Consider the following 15,460-nt stretch of genomic DNA (forward strand, 5'->3'; position numbering starts at 1 on the left):
CCAAAAGCTCGCCGATTCCGGCGTGCCGGTGGGGCATGATGTGAAATCCATCACGCTGTCACCGTGCAGCACTATGAGGAGAGAACGTGCCAACCATTCAGCAGTTGGTTCGCAAGGGTCGCTCGCCGAAGGTCACCAAGACCAAGACGCCTGCCCTGAAGTCGAACCCGCAGCAGGCCGGGGTCTGCACCCGCGTCTACACCACCACCCCGAAGAAGCCGAACTCGGCGATGCGCAAGGTCGCTCGTGTGAAGCTCCGCAACGGGGCCGAGGTCACCGCCTACATCCCCGGCGAGGGCCACAACCTGCAGGAGCACTCGCTCGTGCTCGTCCGCGGCGGTCGTGTCAAGGACCTCCCCGGTGTCCGTTACAAGATCGTCCGTGGTGCACTCGACACCCAGGCCGTCAAGAACCGTAAGCAGGCTCGTAGCCGCTACGGCGCGAAGAAGGGTTAAGACCAATGCCTCGTAAGGGTCCAGCCCCCAAGCGCCCCGTCGTCAACGACCCGGTATACGGCGCTCCGATCGTCACCTCGCTGGTGAACAAGATCCTCGTCGACGGCAAGAAGTCGCTCGCCGAGTCGATCGTCTACGGCGCCCTCCGCGGCGTCGAGGCGAAGAACGGCGGCCAGGACGCCGTCGCCACCCTCAAGAAGGCGCTCGACAACGTGCGCCCGACCCTCGAGGTCCGCAGCCGCCGCGTCGGTGGCTCGACCTACCAGGTGCCGATCGAGGTCAAGCCGCACCGTGCGAACACTCTCGCGCTGCGCTGGCTCGTCAGCTACGCCAAGGGCCGCCGTGAGAAGACGATGACCGAGCGTCTCCAGAACGAGATTCTGGATGCCTCGAACGGCCTCGGTGCCGCGGTCAAGCGTCGTGAGGACACTCACAAGATGGCCGAGTCGAACCGCGCGTTCGCTCACTACCGCTGGTAAACCCTTCGGCAGGCTCGGTGACGCACCCGCGACGCCGAGCCTGCCGAACACCCCACTCTTCGCAGTACAACTGCTCACCAAGATAAGGACACTCCTGTGGCACAAGAGGTGCTCACCGACCTGAGTAAGGTCCGCAACATCGGCATCATGGCTCACATCGATGCCGGCAAGACCACGACCACCGAGCGCATCCTGTTCTACACGGGTGTCAACCACAAGCTCGGCGAGACGCACGATGGCGCCTCGACCACCGACTGGATGGAGCAGGAGAAGGAGCGCGGCATCACGATCACGTCTGCCGCCGTGACCTGCTACTGGGACAAGAACCAGATCAACATCATCGACACCCCCGGTCACGTGGACTTCACCGTCGAGGTGGAGCGTTCGCTCCGCGTCCTCGATGGTGCGGTTGCCGTCTTCGACGGCAAGGAGGGCGTCGAGCCCCAGTCCGAGACCGTCTGGCGCCAGGCCGACAAGTACAACGTTCCGCGCATCTGCTTCGTCAACAAGATGGACAAGCTCGGCGCCGACTTCTACTTCACGGTCGACACGATCATCAACCGCCTCGGCGCGAAGCCGCTCGTCATCCAGCTGCCGATCGGCGCGGAGAACGACTTCGTCGGTGTCATCGACCTCGTCGAGATGCGCGCGCTCGTCTGGGCCGGAGACTCCAAGGGTGACGTCACCATGGGTGCCTCCTACGAGATCCAGGAGATCCCTGAGGACCTCAAGGAGAAGGCGGCCGAGTACCGTCAGCAGCTCCTCGAGACCGTCGCCGAGACCGACGACGTGCTGCTCGAGAAGTTCTTCGGTGGCGAAGAGCTGACCGTCGCCGAGATCAAGGGCGCGATCCGCAAGCTGACCGTCGCATCCGAGATCTACCCGGTGCTGTGCGGCTCCGCATTCAAGAACCGCGGCGTTCAGCCGATGCTTGACGCGGTCGTCGACTACCTGCCGAACCCGCTCGACGTCGGTTCCATCCAGGCGCACGACCCCAAGGACTACGACACGATCATCGAGCGCCACCCCGACGCGAACGACCCGTTCGCGGCGCTGGCGTTCAAGGTCGCTGTGCACCCGTTCTTCGGTCGCCTCACCTACGTTCGCGTGTACTCGGGTCACCTCGACTCCGGCTCTGCGGTCATCAACTCGACCAAGGGCAAGAAGGAGCGCATCGGGAAGATCTTCCAGATGCACGCCAACAAGGAGATCCCGGTTCCCTCGGTCACCGCCGGCAACATCTACGCGGTCATCGGTCTGAAGGACACCACCACCGGTGACACCCTGACCGACCCGGCATCGCCGGTCGTCCTCGAGTCGATGACGTTCCCCGAGCCCGTCATCGAGGTCGCCATCGAGCCGAAGACCAAGGCCGACCAGGAGAAGCTGGGTGTCGCCATCCAGAAGCTCGCTGAGGAGGACCCGACCTTCCGCACGGAACTCAACCCCGAGACCGGTCAGACGACCATCAAGGGCATGGGCGAACTGCACCTCGACATCCTCGTCGACCGCATGAAGCGCGAGTTCAACGTCGAGGCGAACGTCGGCAAGCCGCAGGTGGCGTACCGCGAGACGATCCGCAAGGCCGTCGAGAAGCACGACTACACCCACAAGAAGCAGACCGGTGGATCGGGTCAGTTCGCAAAGATCCAGTTCAACATCGAGCCGCTCGATCTGGATGCCGACAAGACGTACGAGTTCGTCAACGCCGTCACCGGTGGTCGCATCCCGCGCGAGTACATCGGATCGATCGATGCCGGTTTCCAGGACGCGATGAACGTCGGCGTCCTCGCTGGCTACCCGATCGTCGGCGTCAAGGCGACCATCGTCGATGGTGCGGCGCACGACGTCGACTCCTCGGAGATGGCGTTCAAGATCGCCGGATCGATGGGCTTCAAGGAGGCGCTTCGTCGCGCCAGCCCTGTGCTCCTCGAGCCGCTGATGGCCGTCGAGGTCCGTACTCCTGAGGAGTACATGGGCGACGTCATCGGCGACCTGAACTCGCGTCGTGGCCAGATCCAGTCGATGGAGGATGCCGCAGGCGTCAAGGTCGTCCGCGCACAGGTTCCGCTGTCCGAGATGTTCGGATACATCGGCGACCTGCGCTCGAAGACCTCGGGTCGCGCCGTCTACTCGATGGAGTTCCACAGCTACGCTGAGGTTCCCCGCGCGGTGGCCGACGAGATCGTCCAGAAGACCAACGGCGAGTAACACTTCTGGGAGCCGGGTTCGCGCCCGGCTCCCAGGTCCCCTACAACTTCACATTCCCTCTCTACTAAACTGAGAATCAAACCCGTAGAGAACCGGTCACAATCCAGTGCCCGGCACCCTCTACACGAACGTCCTGAGGAGGACCCAGTGGCTAAGGCCAAGTTCGAGCGCACCAAGCCGCACGTCAACATCGGAACCATCGGTCACGTCGACCACGGCAAGACCACGCTCACTGCAGCGATCTCGAAGGTTCTTGCTGACAAGTTCCCGTCGGCGACCAACGTTCAGCGCGACTTCGCGTCGATTGACTCCGCTCCTGAAGAGCGTCAGCGCGGCATCACGATCAACATCTCGCACGTCGAGTACGAGACCCCGAAGCGTCACTACGCACACGTTGACGCTCCTGGTCACGCCGACTACATCAAGAACATGATCACCGGTGCTGCTCAGATGGACGGCGCGATCCTCGTGGTCGCCGCCACCGACGGCCCGATGGCCCAGACCCGTGAGCACGTTCTGCTCGCCAAGCAGGTCGGCGTGCCGTACCTGCTCGTCGCGCTGAACAAGAGCGACATGGTCGACGACGAGGAGATCCTGGAGCTCGTCGAGCTCGAGGTCTCCGAGCTGCTCGCATCGCAGGGCTTCGACGAGAACGCTCCTGTCGTCCGCGTCTCGGGCCTCAAGGCTCTCGAGGGCGACGAGAAGTGGGTCCAGTCGATCCTCGACCTCATGGACGCCGTCGACGCGAGCGTTCCGGACCCGATCCGCGACAAGGACAAGCCGTTCCTGATGCCGATCGAGGACGTCTTCACGATCACCGGTCGTGGCACGGTCGTCACGGGCCGCGCCGAGCGTGGCACGCTCGCGATCAACTCCGAGGTCGAGATCGTCGGCATCCGCAACACCCAGAAGACCACGGTCACGGGTATCGAGATGTTCCACAAGCAGCTCGACGAGGCATGGGCCGGCGAGAACTGTGGTCTCCTGCTCCGTGGCCTCAAGCGTGAGGACGTCGAGCGCGGCCAGGTCGTCGTCAAGCCGGGTTCGGTTACGCCGCACACCGACTTCGAGGGCACCGCGTACATCCTGTCCAAGGATGAGGGTGGGCGTCACAACCCGTTCTACACGAACTACCGCCCGCAGTTCTACTTCCGCACCACCGACGTCACCGGCGTCATCTCGCTGCCCGAGGGCACCGAGATGGTCATGCCCGGCGACACCACCGACATGACGGTCGCGCTGATCCAGCCGATCGCCATGGAGGAGGGCCTCGGCTTCGCCATCCGTGAGGGTGGACGCACCGTCGGCGCCGGTACGGTCACGAAGATCATCAAGTAAGCATCTGCTTCCTCGCAAAGGGGTCGGGCCTTCGGGTCCGGCCCCTTTGTCGTATCCCCGAGCATGGGGGTTCCCTTTTGGGGGCGCGCCCATGCAGAATAAGTGAGAGTTGACGGGACCGTCGGCTGCAGACACCTCATAGGGGGACACATGGGTATCCAGGAATCGTTCAACGGCGCCGTCGACAAGGGCAAGGAACTCTTCGAGCAGAACCGCGACAAGATCGAAGAGGCCGTCAAGAGCGAGCAGGCAGAGGACGTCAGCGACAAGGTCCTCGACGGCGTCGCCGACTTCGCGAAGAAGATCGCACCGGGTGCGTCGGACAAGATCGATGAGATCCGCGACAACGCCGACAAGGCCGTCGGCAACGAGTAGCAGTCGGACCACACGCGTCGAACGGCGGCTCATCCCCTCGGGATGGGCCGCCGTTCTGCTGCGTGTGGCGACACTCGCGGCGAGATACTCGCGCTGAGGGCATGCTGCCCACTAACATGATGCTGACCGCCTGGGGTTCTTGCGGTCACGGATAGTCGAAGGGGTTCGGCAATCCACACTCGCGCGGCTCGCCGCGCACGATCTGGGGACGACGATTTTGGGGATCATCGTACGACGCATGCGCATTCGGCGCTTCGTCGTCTCCATGCCCGCGCAGTGTTTTGCTGCGCCCTCGATCGAGGGTCTCGACGTCCCTTCACGTCTGGATCCTCGCGTTCGATGCCTCCCCCTCGCATCGGACGCTCCCCAGGCAGGGCGAGGCATGGGGATGCCTCGCCCTGCCGTTGGGTGACACCCGGATCCACTGCGCTGCAGCGCTCGGAGGCGGCACCGAAGCGAGTGCGACACGCCCGGGTTTGCGCAAGTGAAATCAGGCATGGCAGAATAGACAGGTTCGACATTTCGGCTGTGCCTCGCGTGCGCCGGATCACCATCATGGCAGTGCATAGGCGGCGTCCTCTCTCACGAGAACGATGCAGGGATCTAGGCCGCGGGTGGCAGGACAACCCCGACACCTCCTCACGGAGGCTCTGCCGTGCGCGGCAGGCTCGGGATCCGCTTGTCGAGAGATCGGCGGGCTGACAGTAGAACAGTGGTGCAGCAGATCGACTCGCGAGTCGTTCGAGTGCCGAGGCGCGAACAGCGTCGACGTGCGTCCAATGCCCCAGGGTCACCCGGCCCAGGACGGTAAGACGCTTTATAGAGAGTGAACAGACAATGGCGGGACAGAAAATCCGCATTCGCCTGAAGTCGTATGACCACGAGGTCATCGACTCGTCGGCGCGCAAGATCGTCGACACCGTGACCCGTGCGGGCGCGACCGTCGTAGGCCCCGTGCCGCTTCCGACCGAGAAGAACGTCGTGTGCGTCATCCGGTCGCCGCACAAGTACAAGGACAGCCGCGAGCACTTCGAGATGCGCACCCACAAGCGTCTGATCGACATCGTCGACCCGACGCCCAAGGCTGTCGACTCGCTGATGCGTCTCGACCTTCCGGCTGACGTCAACATCGAGATCAAGCTCTGAGGATCGACATGGCTGACATCAACGCAAAGATTTCCAAGGGAATGCTGGGCACGAAGCTCGGCATGACCCAGGTGTGGAACGAGAGCGGCAAGCTCGTTCCCGTCACCGTCATCGAGCTGTCCCCGAACGTGGTCACCCAGCTCCGCACGCCCGAGAAGGACGGCTACAAGGCCGTTCAGATCGCGTACGGACAGATCGACCCGCGCAAGGTGAACAAGCCGCTCACCGCTCACTTCGAGGCTGCCGGCGTCACGCCGCGTCGCCACGTCACCGAGATCCGCACGGCGGATGCTGCTGACTACACGCTTGGTCAGGAGCTCACGGTCGACGGTGTCTTCGAGGCCGGCCAGCTGGTCGACGTCGTCGGCACGAGCAAGGGCAAGGGCACCGCGGGTGTCATGAAGCGCCACAACTTCAAGGGCGTTTCGGCATCCCACGGTTCGCACCGCAACCACCGCAAGCCCGGCTCGATCGGCGCATCGTCGACCCCGAGCCGCGTCTTCAAGGGCATGCGCATGGCCGGCCGTATGGGTGGCGAGCGCGTGACCGTCCTCAACCTCACGGTGCACGCCATCGACATCGAGAAGGGACTCATGCTCGTCAAGGGCGCCGTCCCCGGTGCTCGTGGCCGCATCGTTTACGTCCGCAACGCAGTGAAGGGGGCCTAGTCCATGGCTGACTCGACTCTCGCGCTCGACGTCCTCAACGCAGACGGCAAGAAGGCAGGCTCCATCGAGCTTCCCGCCGCGCTGTTCGACGTCAAGACGAATATCCCGCTCATCCACCAGGTCGTCGTCGCGCAGCGCGCGGCAGCACGCCAGGGCACCCACTCGACCAAGCGTCGCGGTGAGGTCTCCGGTGCCGGCCGCAAGCCCTTCAAGCAGAAGGGCACGGGTAACGCCCGTCAGGGCTCGATCCGCGCGCCGCACATGACCGGCGGTGGTGTCGTGCACGGCCCCAAGCCGCGCGACTACTCGCAGCGCACCCCCAAGAAGATGATCGCGGCCGCCCTGCTGGGCTCGCTGAGCGATCGTTTCCGCGGGAACCGCATCCACGCCATCGAGTCCTTCGGGATCGACGGCACGCCTTCGACCAAGACCGCCGTGAGCTTCCTCACGAACGTCGTGTCGTCGAAGAACGTGCTCGTCGTGATCGAGCGCGACGACGACGTGACGCTGAAGAGCATCCGCAACCTGTCGAACCTGCACGTGCTGACGTTCGACCAGCTCAACGCCTACGACGTGCTCGTCTCCGACGACATCGTCTTCACCCAGGCCGCACTCGAGGCGTTCATCGCTTCGAAGTCCGGTGCAACCAAGGAGGTCTCGGCATGAGCGAGCAGGCAACTGTCCTCCAGACGGCCCTGAACAAGGACCCGCGCGACATCATCCTGAAGCCGGTCGTGTCTGAGAAGAGCTACGGTCTGATCGATGAGGGTAAGTACACCTTCCTCGTCGACCCGCGCGCTACGAAGACCGAGATCAAGCTCGCCATCGAGAAGATCTTCGGCGTCAAGGTCGCATCGGTCAACACGATCAACCGGGTCGGCAAGGCCCGCCGCACCCGCTTCGGCACTGGCAAGCGCAAGGACACCAAGCGCGCCATCGTGTCCCTGAAGTCGGGCACCATCGACATCTTCACGGCCGTCGGCTGACCGGGGGATAAGGACTAATAATGGCTATTCGCAAGTACAAGCCCACGACCCCGGGCCGTCGAGGCTCGTCGGTGGCTGACTTCGCCGAGATCACTCGATCGACGCCGGAGAAGTCGCTGCTGCGCCCGCTCTCGAAGACCGGTGGTCGTAACAACCAGGGCCGCATCACGACCCGTCACATCGGTGGTGGCCACAAGCGCCAGTACCGTGTCATCGACTTCCGTCGCAATGACAAGGACGGCGTCAACGCCAAGGTCGCTCACATCGAGTACGACCCCAACCGCACGGCACGCATCGCGCTGCTGCACTACTTCGACGGCGAGAAGCGCTACATCGTGGCGCCGAACAAGCTGAAGCAGGGCGACATCGTCGAGTCGGGTCCCGGGGCTGACATCAAGCCGGGTAACAACCTCCCGCTGAAGAACATCCCCACGGGTACCGTCATCCACATGATCGAGCTCCGCCCCGGCGGCGGCGCGAAGATGGCACGTTCGGCCGGAGCATCCGTCCGTCTCGTCGCCAAGGACGGTCCCTACGCTCAGCTGCGTCTGCCCTCGGGCGAGATCCGCAACGTCGATGTGCGCTGCCGCGCCACCATCGGCGAGGTCGGCAACGCCGAGCAGTCGAACATCAACTGGGGTAAGGCCGGCCGTAAGCGCTGGCTGGGCGTCCGCCCGACCGTTCGTGGTGTTGCGATGAACCCTGTCGACCACCCGCACGGTGGTGGTGAGGGTAAGACCTCTGGTGGCCGTCACCCGGTCACCCCGTGGGGGCAGGCCGAAGGCCGTACCCGTCACGCCAACAAGGAAAGCGACAAGTACATCGTGCGTCGCCGTAACGCCGGCAAGAAGCGCAAGTAGGAGTAGAAGAAGATGCCACGCAGTCTTAAGAAGGGCCCCTTCGTCGACGAGCACCTGCTTCGCAAGGTTGTCGTCCAGAACGAGGCGGGTACGAAGAACGTCATCAAGACCTGGTCACGTCGTTCCATGATCATCCCGGCAATGCTGGGTCACACGATCGCGGTCCACGACGGTCGCAAGCACATTCCTGTGTTCGTGACGGAGACCATGGTCGGTCACAAACTGGGCGAGTTCTCGCCCACCCGCACCTTCCGCGGCCACGAGAAGGACGACAAGAAGGGCCGCCGCCGCTGACGCGGGGGCGATAGAGGAGAGAGAAATGGTGGAGTCCATCGCACGCGTGCGACACATCCGCGTGACCCCTCAGAAGGCTCGTCGTGTCGTCGCGCTCATCAAGGGCAAGCAGGCCCAGGAGGCTCTTGCGATCTTGAAGTTCGCAGCGCAGAGCGCCAGTGAGCCGATCTACAAGCTTGTCGCGTCGGCCATGGCCAACGCGCAGGTCAAGGCGGATCGTGACGGCGAATACCTCGACGAGCAGGACCTGTACGTGGCGAATGCCTACGTAGACGAGGGCGCGACGCTCAAGCGTTTCCGCCCCCGTGCACAGGGTCGCGCTTTCCAGATCAAGAAGCGCACGAGCCACATCACGGTCGTGCTCTCGACGCCGGAGGCTGCCAAGGCAGTTGACGGCGACAGCAACAAGAAGGCGAGCAAGTAATGGGACAGAAGGTAAACCCGTACGGCTTCCGTCTCGGTATCACCACTGACCACGTATCGCGTTGGTTCTCGGATTCGACGAAGAAGGGTCAGCGTTACGCCGACTACGTCGCCGAGGACATCAAGATCCGTCGTCTGCTGCAGACGCAGCTCGACCGCGCCGGCGTCTCGAACATCGAGATCGAGCGCACCCGTGACCGCGTCCGCGTCGACATTCACACCGCCCGTCCGGGCATCGTGATCGGTCGCCGTGGCGCCGAGGCCGAGCGCATCCGCGGCGACCTCGAGAAGCTCTCGGGCAAGCAGATCCAGCTGAACATCCTCGAGGTCAAGAACCCCGAGGCTGACGCTCAGCTCGTCGCGCAGGGTGTCGCCGAGCAGCTCTCTGCTCGTGTGGCGTTCCGTCGTGCGATGCGCAAGGGCATGCAGGGCGCGCAGCGCGCTGGTGCCAAGGGCATCCGCATCCAGGTCTCCGGCCGCCTCGGCGGCGCCGAGATGAGCCGTTCGGAGTTCTACCGCGAGGGTCGTGTGCCGCTGCACACGCTGCGCGCGAACATCGACTACGGCTTCTACGAGGCGAAGACCACCTTCGGCCGCATCGGCGTGAAGGTCTGGATCTACAAGGGCGATCTCACCAACAAGGAGCTCGCACGCGAGCAGGCCAACGCGCCGAAGTCCCGCGGTCGCGATGACCGTGGTGGCGACCGTCGCCGCGGACCTCGCAACGAGGCCCCCGTCGCAGAAGGAGCGTCTGCCTGATGCTTATTCCCCGCAAGGTCAAGTACCGCAAGCAGCATCACCCCAAGCGTGATGGCCAGGCCACCGGTGGCACGAAGGTCTCCTTCGGCGACTTCGGCATCCAGGCACTCACGCCCGCTTATGTGACGAACCGTCAGATCGAGTCCGCTCGTATCGCGATGACCCGCCACATCAAGCGTGGTGGCAAGGTGTGGATCAACATCTACCCCGACCGTCCGCTCACGAAGAAGCCGGCCGAAACCCGCATGGGTTCCGGTAAGGGTTCCCCCGAGTGGTGGGTCGCAAACGTCAAGCCGGGTCGCGTCCTCTTCGAGGTCGCAGGCGTCAACGAGGAACTCGCCCGCGAGGCCCTCACCCGTGCAATTCACAAGCTGCCGCTCAAGGCACGCATCATCAAGCGCGAGGAGGGCGACGCGTAATGGCGATCGGCACCAAGGAGCTCGCTCCGGCAGAGCTCGACACGTTCGAAGACCAGCGCCTCGTTGAGGAGCTGCGTAAGGCCAAGGAGGAGCTGTTCAACCTCCGTTTCCAGTCGGCCACCGGCCAGCTGGAGAGCCACGGCCGCATCCGCGCCGTCAAGCGCGACATCGCGCGCCTCTACACCGTGATCCGCGAACGCGAGCTGGGCATCCGTGCGACGCCCGCTCCGGTCGAGGCTCCGGTCAAGAAGGCGACCAAGTCGAAGGCGAAGAAGGCGGACTCCGCCGACGACGCCGTGAAGGAAGAGGCTGAGTGATGGCCACCGAGAAGAAGGTCGCGGAGAAGCCCGCGACGAAGAAGGCAGAGGCCGTCGTCGAGCATGCAGCTCACGATGTGCGTGACGCCGAAGCGCGTGGGTACCGCAAGTCCCGCCGCGGCTACGTCGTCAGCGACAAGATGGACAAGACCATCGTCGTCGAGGTCGAAGACCGCGTGAAGCACCCGCTGTACGGCAAGGTCATCCGCCGCACCTCCAAGGTCAAGGCGCACGATGAGACGAACTCCGCCGGCATCGGCGACCTCGTCCTCATCAACGAGACCCGGCCGCTGAGCGCCACCAAGAACTGGCGTCTGGTGGAGATTCTGGAGAAGGCCAAGTGATTCAGCAGGAGTCCCGCCTCAAGGTCGCCGACAACACCGGCGCCAAGGAACTGCTCACCATCCGCGTTCTCGGTGGCTCGCGCCGCCGCTACGCAGGTCTCGGTGACACGATCGTCGCCACCGTCAAGGACGCGATCCCCGGTGGCAACGTGAAGAAGGGTGACGTCGTCAAGGCGGTCATCGTTCGCACCAAGAAGGAGGTCCGTCGTCCCGACGGCTCCTACATCAAGTTCGACGAGAACGCCGCCGTCATCCTGAAGAACGACGGGGAGCCCCGCGGCACCCGCATCTTCGGACCGGTCGGCCGTGAGCTTCGCGACAAGAAGTTCATGAAGATCGTCTCGCTCGCGCCGGAGGTTATCTGATCATGGCGAACATCAAGAAGGGTGACCTGGTTCAGGTCATCACGGGCGCCAAGCCCGAGCGCGGCGGCGACCGCGGCAAGCAGGGCAAGGTCCTCGAGATCCTGTCCGGGCAGAACCGCGTCATCGTCGAGGGTGTGAACTACGTCACCAAGCACACGCGTGTCGGTCAGACGCAGCGCGGCACCAAGACGGGCGGCGTCGAGACTGTCGAGGCACCCATCCACATTTCCAACGTCGCTGTCGTCGACCCCTCCACCAAGAAGCCGACTCGTGTCGGCCACCGGGTCGAGGAGCAGGTCAAGGACGGCGTGAAGCGCAACGTTCGCGTTCGCTTCGCGAAGAAGTCAGGTAAGGACCTCTGATGAGCACCGACACTGCCGCGCCGGCTGGCAAGATCCAGCCGCGCCTGAAGCAGAAGTACAAGGCCGAGATCCAGCAGAAGCTGCAGGAAGAATTCGGCTACAGCAACGTGATGCAGATCCCCGGTCTGGTCAAGGTCGTCGTCAACACCGGTGTCGGTGAGGCAGCTCGCGACAGCAAGGTGATCGATGGTGCGGTCGACGACCTCACCAAGATCACCGGCCAGAAGCCGATCGTCACGAAGGCCCGGAAGTCCATCGCGCAGTTCAAGCTGCGCGAGGGCCAGGCCATCGGCGCGCACGTCACCCTCCGTGGTGACCGCGCGTGGGAGTTCCTGGACCGTCTGGTCACGCTGGCGCTTCCCCGTATCCGCGACTTCCGTGGCCTTTCGGCCAAGCAGTTCGACGGCAACGGCAACTACACCTTCGGTCTCCAGGAGCAGAGCGTGTTCCACGAGATCGATCAGGACAAGATCGACCGCGTACGCGGCTTCGACATCACCGTGGTCACCACGGCGAAGACGGATGACGAGGGTCGGGCTCTGCTCCGTCACATCGGATTCCCCTTCAAGACCGACGACGCGCAGGCGTAACCCTTCGACAGGCTCAGGGACCTCACCGGTCACTGAGCCTGTCGTTCGGTCACTGAACATGTCGAAGTGGCCGTACAATTGAAGATTGCGTGCTCATCGCAGGCCGGCTGTCGTGTAACGGCAGTCGGAACCTCATGAACAAAGGAAAACAACAATGACAATGACAGACCCGGTCGCAGACATGCTGACCCGTCTGCGCAACGCGAACTCGGCACACCACGATTCCGTGACGCTGCCGTCGAGCAAGCTGAAGACGCACATCGCCGCGATCCTCCTTCAGGAGGGATACATCGCCAGCTGGGAGACCTCTGAGGCTCGTGTCGGGCAGAGCCTGACCCTGCAGCTGAAGTACGGCCCCAACCGTGAGCGGTCGATCGCGGGCATCAAGCGCGTGTCGAAGCCCGGCCTCCGCGTCTACGCGAAGTCGACGGAACTCCCCAAGGTCCTCGGCGGCCTCGGCGTGGCCATCCTGTCCACCTCCTCCGGTCTCCTCACTGACCGTCAGGCAGAGCAGAAGGGCGTGGGCGGAGAAGTTCTCGCCTACGTGTGGTAATTCATCATGTCGCGTATTGGACGACTTCCCATCGAGGTTCCCGCGGGCGTGACCGTTTCGGTCGACGGCCGTGAGATCGCGGTGAAGGGCCCCAAGGGTGAGCTCACCCTGACGGTCGCCAACCCCATCGAGGTCGCGGTCGAGGAGGGCCAGGTTCTGGTCACCCGTCCCGACGACGAGCGTGAGTCGCGGTCGCTGCACGGCCTGACCCGCACGCTCATCAACAACAACATCATCGGCGTGACCCAGGGTTACACCAAGGGTCTTGAGGTTGTCGGTACCGGTTACCGCGTGGCGCAGAAGGGCAGCTCGGTCGAGTTCGCCCTCGGCTTCTCGCACCCGGTCCTGATCGACCCGCCCGCCGGGATCACCCTCACGGTCGAAGGCACCAACAAGGTCACCGTGAGTGGCATCGACAAGCAGGCTGTCGGCGAGGCAGCTGCGAACATCCGCAAGATCCGCAAGCCCGAGCCGTACAAGGGCAAGGGTGTGCGCTACGCCGGCGAGATCGTGCGTCGCAAGGCCGGAAAGAGTGGTAAGTAACCATGGCTCTCAAGTCAAAGTCTGACGCCCGCGCGCGTCGTCACGCCCGCCTTCGCAAGAAGGTCGTCGGCACCGAGGCGCGTCCGCGTCTCGTCGTCAACCGCTCGGCTCGCCACGTCTTCGTGCAGCTCGTCGACGACAGCAAGGGTCACACCGTGGCGTCGGCATCGACGCTCGAGACCGACCTGCGCTCGCTCGAGGGTGACAAGACCGCCAAGGCCCGCAAGGTCGGCGAGCTTCTCGCCGAGCGTGCGAAGGCTGCCGGCGTTTCCGAGGCGGTGTTCGACCGTGGTGGCAACCGCTACGCAGGTCGTGTCGCTGCCATCGCCGATGGCGCCCGTGAAGGGGGGCTGGCACTGTGAGTGACAACAAGGAGAACGAAGTGACCGAAACGGCTGCTGCCGCTCCCGAGACGGCTGCTGTCGTCTCCGAGACGGCTGCCGGCACGACGCAGGCGGAGCCCGCTCGCGAAGGTCGCCGTGGCGGCGGTCGTGGCGAGCGCAACCAGGGCGGTCGTGACCGCAACTCGCGTGACCGCGGCGACAACCAGTTCCTGGAGCGTGTCGTCACCATCAACCGCGTCTCGAAGGTCGTCAAGGGTGGTCGTCGCTTCAGCTTCACCGCTCTCGTCGTCGTCGGTGACGGCAACGGTCTGGTCGGCGTCGGCTACGGCAAGGCCCGCGAGGTCCCTCTGGCGATCTCGAAGGGTGTCGAAGAGGCCAAGCGCAACTTCTTCCGCGTTCCGCGCGTCGGCAGCACCATCCCGCACCCCGTGCAGGGTGAGGCCGCTGCTGGTGTGGTGCTCCTGCGCCCCGCCTCGGGTGGTACCGGTGTTATCGCCGGTGGCCCCGTTCGCGCCGTCCTCGAGTGCGCCGGTATCCACGACGTGCTCTCGAAGTCGCTCGGTTCGTCGAACACGATCAACATCGTGCACGCGACGGTCGCGGCCCTGAAGCAGCTCGAGGAGCCCCGTGCGGTCGCCGCACGTCGTGGCCTCGAGTTCGACCAGGTCGCCCCGGCGCGTCTTGTCCGCGCGGAGGCCGAGGCCATCGCCGCACAGAAGGTAGGTGCCTGATGGCCGCCCGGCTGAAGGTCACACAGATCAAGTCCAAGGTGAGCGAGAAGCAGAACCAGCGTGACACGCTGCGCAGCCTCGGTCTTAAGCGCATCGGTGACAGCACCGTTCGCCCCGACGACGCGCAGAATCGCGGATACGTCAAGACCGTCGCACACCTCGTCAAGGTTGAGGAGATCGACTAATGGCTGAGAAGAACGACGCCGTCGAGGCCGAGAAGGCCCCGAAGAAGGCTGCCGCTCCCAAGGCTGCTGCTGAGAAGAAGCCCGCGGCTAAGAAGCCTGCAGCGAAGAAGGCACCGGCTACGTCCGCTGCCGCCGACGCTGCGGCTGACAAGCCCGCAGCGAAGAAGCCCGCCGCCAAGAAGGCAACGCCGGCGAAGGATGCTCCGGCATCCCGCCCCGGCGTGCTGAAGGTGCACCACCTGCGTCCGGTCCCCGGATCCAACACCGCGAAGACCCGTGTCGGTCGCGGTGAGGGCTCCAAGGGCAAGACCGCCGGTCGCGGCACGAAGGGCACCAAGGCCCGCAACACCGTGCGCGTCGGATTCGAGGGTGGGCAGATGCCGCTGCACATGCGCACCCCGAAGCTGCGCGGCTTCAAGAACCCGTTCCGCGTCGAGTACCAGGTCGTGAACCTGGAGAAGCTCGCGGAACTGTACCCCAAGGGTGGCGACGTCACCATCAGCGACCTGGTCGCCAAGGGTGCTGTTCGCAAGAACGAGAAGGTCAAGGTTCTCGGAGACGGCGACATCGCCGTCAAGCTCACCGTCACGGTCGACAAGGTCTCGGGTTCTGCCGAGCAGAAGATCGTGGCTGCGGGCGGATCCGTCAAGTAGCCAGTGCACAAGAGGGGTCGGAGAATTCTCCGGCCCCTCTTGTGGGTTACCCTGGTCTTT

The 15,460-nt window shown here is 64.3% G+C and carries 25 protein-coding genes; all 25 read left to right on the forward strand.

Features of this window, described 5'->3' with window-relative positions:
- Nucleotides 1-86: 86 nt before the first annotated feature.
- Nucleotides 87-455: a 30S ribosomal protein S12 gene (rpsL, locus tag MRBLWO13_RS09515; RefSeq protein WP_046013400.1), complete on the forward strand. Its 369-nt coding sequence runs from the start codon at nt 87-89 to the stop codon at nt 453-455.
- Between the two features lie 5 nt (nt 456-460).
- Nucleotides 461-934 carry a 30S ribosomal protein S7 gene (rpsG, locus tag MRBLWO13_RS09520; protein WP_028502477.1) on the forward strand — a complete coding sequence of 158 codons (474 nt, stop codon included), beginning with the start codon at nt 461-463 and terminating at the stop codon, nt 932-934.
- A 96-nt stretch (nt 935-1,030) separates the two neighbouring features.
- Entirely contained in the window at nt 1,031-3,145 is a 2,115-nt protein-coding gene (fusA, locus tag MRBLWO13_RS09525) for an elongation factor G (protein WP_341973753.1), read from the forward strand.
- A 147-nt stretch (nt 3,146-3,292) separates the two neighbouring features.
- Complete coding sequence (gene tuf, locus MRBLWO13_RS09530; RefSeq protein ID WP_102191654.1) at nt 3,293-4,483, forward strand: elongation factor Tu; 1,191 nt, start codon at nt 3,293-3,295, stop codon at nt 4,481-4,483.
- 150 nt (nt 4,484-4,633) lie between these two features.
- Nucleotides 4,634-4,858 (forward strand): hypothetical protein, encoded by a 225-nt coding sequence (locus MRBLWO13_RS09535; RefSeq protein ID WP_341973754.1) that lies wholly within the window; start codon nt 4,634-4,636, stop codon nt 4,856-4,858.
- A gap of 837 nt (nt 4,859-5,695) precedes the next feature.
- A complete protein-coding gene (gene rpsJ, locus MRBLWO13_RS09540; RefSeq protein WP_030147986.1) occupies nt 5,696-6,004 on the forward strand; it encodes a 30S ribosomal protein S10 in 309 nt (102 codons plus the stop codon).
- Between the two features lie 8 nt (nt 6,005-6,012).
- Complete coding sequence (rplC, locus tag MRBLWO13_RS09545; RefSeq protein WP_341973755.1) at nt 6,013-6,672, forward strand: 50S ribosomal protein L3; 660 nt, start codon at nt 6,013-6,015, stop codon at nt 6,670-6,672.
- Nucleotides 6,673-6,675: 3 nt separating this feature from the next.
- Nucleotides 6,676-7,338 (forward strand): 50S ribosomal protein L4, encoded by a 663-nt coding sequence (rplD, locus tag MRBLWO13_RS09550; RefSeq protein ID WP_341973756.1) that lies wholly within the window; start codon nt 6,676-6,678, stop codon nt 7,336-7,338.
- Nucleotides 7,335-7,658: a 50S ribosomal protein L23 gene (rplW, locus tag MRBLWO13_RS09555; protein WP_102191658.1), complete on the forward strand. Its 324-nt coding sequence runs from the start codon at nt 7,335-7,337 to the stop codon at nt 7,656-7,658. Before rplD ends, rplW begins: the two co-directional genes overlap by 4 nt.
- Before the next feature lie 20 nt (nt 7,659-7,678).
- On the forward strand, nt 7,679-8,518 hold the full coding sequence (gene rplB / locus MRBLWO13_RS09560) for a 50S ribosomal protein L2 (protein ID WP_341973757.1): 840 nt from the start codon (nt 7,679-7,681) through the stop codon (nt 8,516-8,518).
- Nucleotides 8,519-8,530: 12 nt separating this feature from the next.
- Nucleotides 8,531-8,812, forward strand: coding sequence for a 30S ribosomal protein S19 (gene rpsS, locus MRBLWO13_RS09565; RefSeq protein WP_102191660.1), 282 nt, complete (start codon nt 8,531-8,533; stop codon nt 8,810-8,812).
- Between the two features lie 25 nt (nt 8,813-8,837).
- Entirely contained in the window at nt 8,838-9,236 is a 399-nt protein-coding gene (gene rplV, locus MRBLWO13_RS09570) for a 50S ribosomal protein L22 (RefSeq protein ID WP_341973758.1), read from the forward strand.
- Nucleotides 9,236-9,994, forward strand: coding sequence for a 30S ribosomal protein S3 (gene rpsC / locus MRBLWO13_RS09575; protein WP_102191662.1), 759 nt, complete (start codon nt 9,236-9,238; stop codon nt 9,992-9,994). Before rplV ends, rpsC begins: the two co-directional genes overlap by 1 nt.
- Nucleotides 9,994-10,413 carry a 50S ribosomal protein L16 gene (gene rplP / locus MRBLWO13_RS09580; RefSeq protein WP_053097481.1) on the forward strand — a complete coding sequence of 140 codons (420 nt, stop codon included), beginning with the start codon at nt 9,994-9,996 and terminating at the stop codon, nt 10,411-10,413. The genes rpsC and rplP overlap by 1 nt, the downstream gene beginning before the upstream one ends.
- On the forward strand, nt 10,413-10,730 hold the full coding sequence (rpmC, locus tag MRBLWO13_RS09585; protein ID WP_270409973.1) for a 50S ribosomal protein L29: 318 nt from the start codon (nt 10,413-10,415) through the stop codon (nt 10,728-10,730). Before rplP ends, rpmC begins: the two co-directional genes overlap by 1 nt.
- Nucleotides 10,730-11,074 (forward strand): 30S ribosomal protein S17, encoded by a 345-nt coding sequence (gene rpsQ, locus MRBLWO13_RS09590; RefSeq protein WP_341973759.1) that lies wholly within the window; start codon nt 10,730-10,732, stop codon nt 11,072-11,074. The genes rpmC and rpsQ overlap by 1 nt, the downstream gene beginning before the upstream one ends.
- A complete protein-coding gene (gene rplN, locus MRBLWO13_RS09595) occupies nt 11,071-11,439 on the forward strand; it encodes a 50S ribosomal protein L14 (protein WP_102191664.1) in 369 nt (122 codons plus the stop codon). Before rpsQ ends, rplN begins: the two co-directional genes overlap by 4 nt.
- A gap of 2 nt (nt 11,440-11,441) precedes the next feature.
- Nucleotides 11,442-11,801, forward strand: coding sequence for a 50S ribosomal protein L24 (rplX, locus tag MRBLWO13_RS09600; RefSeq protein WP_102191665.1), 360 nt, complete (start codon nt 11,442-11,444; stop codon nt 11,799-11,801).
- Nucleotides 11,801-12,391: a 50S ribosomal protein L5 gene (gene rplE, locus MRBLWO13_RS09605; protein ID WP_341973760.1), complete on the forward strand. Its 591-nt coding sequence runs from the start codon at nt 11,801-11,803 to the stop codon at nt 12,389-12,391. Before rplX ends, rplE begins: the two co-directional genes overlap by 1 nt.
- Nucleotides 12,392-12,545: 154 nt before the next feature.
- The gene (gene rpsH / locus MRBLWO13_RS09610) at nt 12,546-12,944 is read left to right on the forward strand and encodes a 30S ribosomal protein S8 (RefSeq protein WP_341973761.1); all 399 of its coding nucleotides are present in this window, start codon (nt 12,546-12,548) and stop codon (nt 12,942-12,944) included.
- Nucleotides 12,945-12,950: 6 nt separating this feature from the next.
- Complete coding sequence (rplF, locus tag MRBLWO13_RS09615) at nt 12,951-13,487, forward strand: 50S ribosomal protein L6 (RefSeq protein WP_341973762.1); 537 nt, start codon at nt 12,951-12,953, stop codon at nt 13,485-13,487.
- A gap of 2 nt (nt 13,488-13,489) precedes the next feature.
- A complete protein-coding gene (rplR, locus tag MRBLWO13_RS09620; protein WP_017201578.1) occupies nt 13,490-13,849 on the forward strand; it encodes a 50S ribosomal protein L18 in 360 nt (119 codons plus the stop codon).
- Nucleotides 13,846-14,562 carry a 30S ribosomal protein S5 gene (gene rpsE / locus MRBLWO13_RS09625; RefSeq protein ID WP_341973763.1) on the forward strand — a complete coding sequence of 239 codons (717 nt, stop codon included), beginning with the start codon at nt 13,846-13,848 and terminating at the stop codon, nt 14,560-14,562. Before rplR ends, rpsE begins: the two co-directional genes overlap by 4 nt.
- A complete protein-coding gene (gene rpmD / locus MRBLWO13_RS09630; RefSeq protein ID WP_102191670.1) occupies nt 14,562-14,747 on the forward strand; it encodes a 50S ribosomal protein L30 in 186 nt (61 codons plus the stop codon). Before rpsE ends, rpmD begins: the two co-directional genes overlap by 1 nt.
- Nucleotides 14,747-15,400, forward strand: coding sequence for a 50S ribosomal protein L15 (gene rplO / locus MRBLWO13_RS09635; RefSeq protein ID WP_341973764.1), 654 nt, complete (start codon nt 14,747-14,749; stop codon nt 15,398-15,400). Before rpmD ends, rplO begins: the two co-directional genes overlap by 1 nt.
- Nucleotides 15,401-15,460 lie beyond the last annotated feature (60 nt).

Source organism: Microbacterium sp. LWO13-1.2 (assembly GCF_038397725.1).
In the GTDB taxonomy this organism is placed as follows: domain Bacteria; phylum Actinomycetota; class Actinomycetes; order Actinomycetales; family Microbacteriaceae; genus Microbacterium.